Origin of the sequence: Nostoc sp. CHAB 5836 (assembly GCF_020829445.1) — a bacterium.
Lineage (GTDB): Bacteria > Cyanobacteriota > Cyanobacteriia > Cyanobacteriales > Nostocaceae > Nostoc.
Map to the genome: position 1 here is coordinate 1 of NZ_JAIVFV010000278.1, position 5,465 is coordinate 5,465.

The window sequence follows — 5,465 nt, forward strand, 5'->3', positions numbered from 1 at the left end:
CGATCATAATCGCCAAAATCTCTTCTAAAGTCTGATTCGCAGTTCTAATGATCTCGGCATCTTTTCGGCAAAGTTCTAAAATTTGTTCGGGTATTAAAGAATCAGCAAATAAAATCACATCAGCCAGCAAGACAGTGATATTATTTTGACCGACCATCAAAGAAAGACGGTTACAAGCGTCAAAAAATTCTTGGTCAGTAAAGCGATCGCGTTTACCTCGCTGCATGAGATAAGCTTCCATAAAGGACGATAGTTTATTAGCCTCAATCCGCAAGGGTTTAATTATCGTCTTATTAACCCGCCCCAGCTTTTCCTCAATTCGGGAAGTAATCACCAATGCATTCACCGGAAACTCTGGCGACTCCGGCTCAATTGCTTCTCGTGTAGTCGCATTCATTTCTGAGAACCGGTCTACAATTACTAGAATGCGTTTCTTTCTTAACAAACGTAATAGTAATTCTTGACAAATCGGCTCTGGTTCATCAATTAAAGCTTGCAACTGTCCTCTGATAGCTTCTAAAAGCGGCAACTTCCCTTCAGTTACCCGAAATTCTTCTTCTAACAGCACAGGTAACATCAAATGTTTGCAGAGTTGTTGGTCTTCAGACTCAGCCATTGCCCACCCAGCTATTCGACACGCTAAACTGGTTTTACCTACACCCCCTTCCCCACCAATTACTAGGCAGCTACGTTGTTTCTCGAAAGTTGAGCGCAAATTCTCATTCATCAGTTGGGGAACTGTTGTACCATCTAGAACAACGGGAATGGGAATGTAACAGGCGCGACTGCTAACTGTATCCTTTTTGGGAAATTGTTCGCGGGCTGCTTTGATATATTTAGCTACCCACGCATCTAATACTCTGGGATGGTAATGAAACCAGCCAACAAATAGCACATATCGCAGAGGTACATTAACGCTGATCAATGGGAGAGAAAAATCTGTGTAGGGTTTGAGGGCGTTGTTAATTTTCAACAACCATAAAGGGGCTACCCGCAAGAGAATTAGCCACACAGAAGGCAATAAGATAATGTAGGCGGCAATTCCCAAAAGTAATTTATGCTTAAATAGCGATTCCAAAACTCTATCAAAGAGGCGAGTTTCTTTTTCTGCTTTCAGGGCATTGAGAGGGCGACGTATCAGCTTAATGTCCGTCTCTGTGAATTTGTCTTTGTATTTTTGTATAGTTATCAATACCTGCTCAAAGTCTGAGATGACTTTCTGCAACTTGGAGGTAGGTAAAGCATTTGCTTTATCCTGAAAGCCTGCTGCTATTCCTCCTAAACCTTTGATCGCACCTAAACGGACGTAAAACTGGTTATCATTCAACAAGGCAATTAAATTAGGGACAGAAGATACTGCTTCTGTACCCATTGCACCCAGAGCGTAGGCAGCATTGTAACGGACAGTGGGGTTATTATCTTTTAAGGCAGCAGTTAATACTGGGACAGCTACTTTCGCTTCTACACCAATTTTCCTGAGTGCAGAAGGAACATAAATGCGAACGAATTGCTCCTTGTCTTGTAATGCCGCCATCAAAGATGGAACTGCTGCTTTGGCTGCTGTACCAATATTTCCTAAAGCTAAGGTGGCATACAGGCGGACTTGTCCATCCTCATCGTGCAATGCTGCACTTAAGGCAGAAACGGCTGGTGCTGCTTCTGCACCCAAATCTCCTAAAACCGAAGCGGCGTGCCAGCGAAGATTAATATCCTGATTTTTCAAAGCTTCAATCAGAGACGGCACTGCTGGCGAACCGATATTAACTAATGCATCTGCTGCAATGCTACTGATGTGGGCATCGTTATCTATTAGCTTCTGAATTAGGGGAGCAATTTTGCTGTCAGTAGTGATTTGCGCCCAACTATTGCTTGTGCATAGTAGGAACAGTGTCAGGCATAAGACAACCACCTTGAGCGCACTAAGTAATACTTGTCTGGTATGCTTGGTCATTGAATCGGATTGAATCACCCGATGAACAACTCCAGTCAGAGAAACTATACCTAGATTGTAATCTAACTGTCAATGCGGTTTAGCGATGTCTACGACGGGCTACGCCTACGCACTGGTTTCACCCCTCAAGTTTAATTAGCATTAGGATTTAAACGCATCATAATTTTTTCCGGTTCTGTCAAATTTTTCAAACCATAACAGCGATAAAGTCCATGAGCATCTTTTGTGCATAACAACCACCTTAACGAAACACCTTGGTACGAGAAAGGTAAATATCAATGGTTATGGGTCAATACGGTTCACAAAAGGGCTGAAACTCTTTTTTACGTAGACGCAAAGCGGCTTGCCGCAGGCTACCACAAAGGCGCAGAGAACACAGAGAGAAGAGATAGGACTTACGCAACTGGCATATTATTTTGAGTTTGTAGTGCCTCAAAATCAGGGCTAAAGTCCTTACTACAAACTAAAAGCTTTTATTTTTTGTGACACTTGCGTAAGTCCTAAGAGAGAAAGAGAAGGAGGAAATGCTTAACCCAAGTGTATTGGGTTATGGGTAGCAATTACAAAATACAATTGCGGTTTACCCGGTAGTCGTCGCCAGAAATGGCTATTACGCCTGAATGCTTAGGGCATTTGTGGGATGGTTAGTTACCAATCAATAATTGCTTTTGATGTAGCAATACTGTTAGAATATAGATAGCAATATTAATTCTATAAAGCTAAAAATATGTATATCGAAATTAAACCAGAACTAGAGCAATTTATTCAGGCACAGCTTGCAAGTGGTAGATTTACTAATGCAGATGATGTCATCAATGAAGCCTTTAAACTGTTACAAGAAAGAGAGCAGCGACTTGAAGAATTACGGCAAAAAATTTCTGTAGGAACTGAACAAATTGCTAAGGGACAAGTAACTGACGGCGAAGTTGTATTTGCTAGATTACAAGAAAAAATTCGTCTAATTGCTGAGGAGTCGTCTGAATGAGTAATTATTCACTTTCAGATGCAGCAATTCGAGATTTAGATGAAATTTGTGAATATATTGCTCGGAGTAACCCAAAAGCAGCTAGTAAACTTTTTGATGAAATTCGCTCCAAATGTAAATTAGTAGCGAATTTCCCTAATATGGGAAAAAGCTATGGAAGGCTTGTACCAAATCTGCGCGGTTTTGTTGTGAATGATTACATTATATTTTACTATCCAAGGGAAGACGGAATTAGTATTACTCGTGTTGCCAGTGGTTATCGAGATTTAGAATCTTTGTTCGTAGATTGATAATTATTAGCGATGTCTACAACGGGCTATTCGGCGTCGCACTGGTTTGCCCCCGCTTTGCTCAAGTTTAATTAGCATTGGGATTTAAACGCATCATAATTTTTTCCGGTTCTGTCAAATTTTTAAACCCATAACGGCGATAAAGTCCATGAGCATCTTTTGTGCCTAACAACCACCTTTGAACATCTTGCAATTCTGGATATTCCAAAATATATTCTACAAACCATTTTCCTAAACCCTGTCCTCGATAAGGCTCGAGAATAAAAACATCTTTTAATAACGCAGAAGTTGCATAATCAGTGATGACTCTCGCAAAGCCAACTTGTTGATTATCTTCATAAAGTCCAAAACAGAAAGAATTGTTTATTGACTTTTCCACAGTAGCTAGCGGGATGTTTTCAGCCCAATATGAATTTTGTAAAAAATCATGAATTGTTTGAATATTTAATTTAGATTTATCGGTGCTGATGTAAAATCGATGTTTTAATTCTTCATTCATGTCGCTACATCTTTTATTTAATAGTTCAAAAGATTCTAATTCATTGTTGGGGCTATTGGTTTGTCGTTTCAGATGATGAAATTACTGAACCATTAGCTGGGTAATAAAGGCTATATTCAGTGTTCAATAATATGAGTGCATTTAGCATTGATTATGAATCAGCCTACAACAAAATCTTGGCAAGAAGTTCGCGCTGCTTTTCAAAAAATCTGGGGTTATGAAGATTTCCGTCCACCACAGGGAGAAATTGTCAGCAGTTTATTAGCACAAAAAGATGCGCTGATTATAATGGCCACAGGTGGTGGTAAGTCGATTTGTTTTCAACTTCCCGCATTGCTACAAACAGGATTAACCTTGGTAGTTTCGCCCTTAGTGGCGTTGATGGAAAACCAAGTTCAGGAACTACGACAAAATCACCAAAAAGCAGCACTTTTACATAGTGAATTATCTTCATCTCAACGCCGTGCAACTCTGCAAGCTTTGGAACGTCAACAGCTAAGATTATTGTACTTGTCACCAGAAACTTTGTTAAGTGTGCCAGTGTGGGAAAGATTATGTCACCCGCAATTGCAAATTAATGGTTTGATTTTGGATGAAGCTCATTGTTTAGTACAATGGGGTGATACTTTTCGCCCAGCTTATCGCAGATTAGGGGCGGTGCGTCCGGCATTGCTCAAATCAAAACCAGCAGGAACAAAAATTAGTATCGCCGCTTTTACTGCTACTGCTGACCCCTCAGCCCAAAAAATTATTCAAACAATTTTACAATTAGAGCAACCAGAGATTTTTCGTTTGAATCCTTACCGTCCAAACTTGCATCCCAGCGTTCGCATCGCTTGGACACCACGAGGTAGGAAACAACAATTATTAAAGTTTATTCAAAATAGACCGCAACAATCGGGATTAGTTTATGTTCGCAGTCGGAGAGATAGCGAAGATTTAGCCCAATGGTTAGCAGAGATGGGTTATGCTACAGCTAGTTATCATGGGGGATTGGGTGCAACAGAACGCCGTGCAGTCGAAACAAGCTGGTTAAGTGGTAAAATCCCCTTTGTTGTGTGTACCTGTGCGTTTGGAATGGGGATAAATAAAAGTGATGTTCGCTGGGTAGCACATTTTCACGCACCACATTTGTTATCTGAATATGTGCAAGAAATAGGTCGGGCTGGAAGGGATGGGAAACCGGCCGAAGCGCTGACGTTGGTAAGTGAACCTACGGGGTGGTTAGATTCAGGGGATAAGCAAAGACAGGAGTTTTTTCAACAACAAATGCGATCGCAACAACAAATAGCGCAGCAACTTGTGAAAAAATTACCGAAACAGGGAGAAGTGAATGCAGTAACCCGACAATTTCCTGAAGCTGCTACGGCGCTGGCTTTACTTCATAGCAGTGGTCAGCTAAACTGGCTTGATCCTTTTCATTACACCATTACTCAAAAAGCCGGAAATCAGCCACTGATGCAACTACACGCTGCTAAACAAATGCAGCAATACCTAACAACTAAGCAGTGTCGTTGGCAGTTTTTATTAAACGCCTTTGGTTTCGACAAAGACGCAGCTAACTGGCGTTGTGGACATTGCGACAATTGCCGTCAATGAGTATCAATGCTCTTAGCTCGACTTTATCCATTTTTTTCGCTACGTGAACGCTGAAGTTGAAACCTTTGTGGAACGGTAGTTTTAGTTTTTGAATTTTATGGATAACCTGTAGAGTGGAAAAAGTATTTGCTAAAAAGCCAG

General features: G+C 40.8%; 4 protein-coding genes and 2 pseudogenes. 3 read left to right on the top strand and 3 right to left on the bottom strand.

Going from position 1 to position 5,465, the window contains the following annotated elements:
- Together LC605_RS30675 and LC605_RS30680 are read right to left on the bottom strand one after the other, a co-directional pair.
- Positions 1-127, bottom strand: a pseudogene (locus tag LC605_RS30675) (precorrin-4 C(11)-methyltransferase); the annotation flags it as partial.
- 294 nt (positions 128-421) lie between these two features.
- Positions 422-1,951 (bottom strand): annotated as a pseudogene (locus tag LC605_RS30680) (HEAT repeat domain-containing protein); the annotation flags it as partial.
- Between the two features lie 727 nt (positions 1,952-2,678).
- Between LC605_RS30680 and LC605_RS30685 the strand changes: the two are divergent.
- Together LC605_RS30685 and LC605_RS30690 are read left to right on the top strand one after the other, a co-directional pair.
- On the top strand, positions 2,679-2,936 hold the full coding sequence (locus LC605_RS30685; RefSeq protein WP_229551187.1) for a type II toxin-antitoxin system ParD family antitoxin: 258 nt from the start codon (positions 2,679-2,681) through the stop codon (positions 2,934-2,936).
- Positions 2,933-3,226, top strand: coding sequence for a type II toxin-antitoxin system RelE/ParE family toxin (locus tag LC605_RS30690; protein WP_229551188.1), 294 nt, complete (start codon positions 2,933-2,935; stop codon positions 3,224-3,226). Before LC605_RS30685 ends, LC605_RS30690 begins: the two co-directional genes overlap by 4 nt.
- A 67-nt stretch (positions 3,227-3,293) precedes the next feature.
- Here the strand turns inward: LC605_RS30690 and LC605_RS30695 are convergent, their stop codons facing one another.
- Positions 3,294-3,725 (bottom strand): GNAT family N-acetyltransferase, encoded by a 432-nt coding sequence (locus tag LC605_RS30695; RefSeq protein WP_229551189.1) that lies wholly within the window; start codon positions 3,723-3,725, stop codon positions 3,294-3,296.
- Between the two features lie 153 nt (positions 3,726-3,878).
- Here LC605_RS30695 and LC605_RS30700 point away from each other — a divergent pair, with 153 nt between their 5' ends.
- Positions 3,879-5,324 carry an ATP-dependent DNA helicase RecQ gene (locus LC605_RS30700; RefSeq protein WP_229551190.1) on the top strand — a complete coding sequence of 482 codons (1,446 nt, stop codon included), beginning with the start codon at positions 3,879-3,881 and terminating at the stop codon, positions 5,322-5,324.
- Positions 5,325-5,465: the final 141 nt, after the last annotated feature.

Excerpts from the sequence above, each read along its gene's own strand:
- LC605_RS30695 (WP_229551189.1), bottom strand. The coding sequence starts at position 3,725 with ATGAATGAAGAATTAAAACATCGATTTTACATCAGCACCGATAAATCT.
- LC605_RS30700 (WP_229551190.1), top strand. The coding sequence starts at position 3,879 with ATGAATCAGCCTACAACAAAATCTTGGCAAGAAGTTCGCGCTGCTTTT.
- LC605_RS30685 (WP_229551187.1), top strand. The coding sequence starts at position 2,679 with ATGTATATCGAAATTAAACCAGAACTAGAGCAATTTATTCAGGCACAG.
- LC605_RS30690 (WP_229551188.1), top strand. The coding sequence starts at position 2,933 with ATGAGTAATTATTCACTTTCAGATGCAGCAATTCGAGATTTAGATGAA.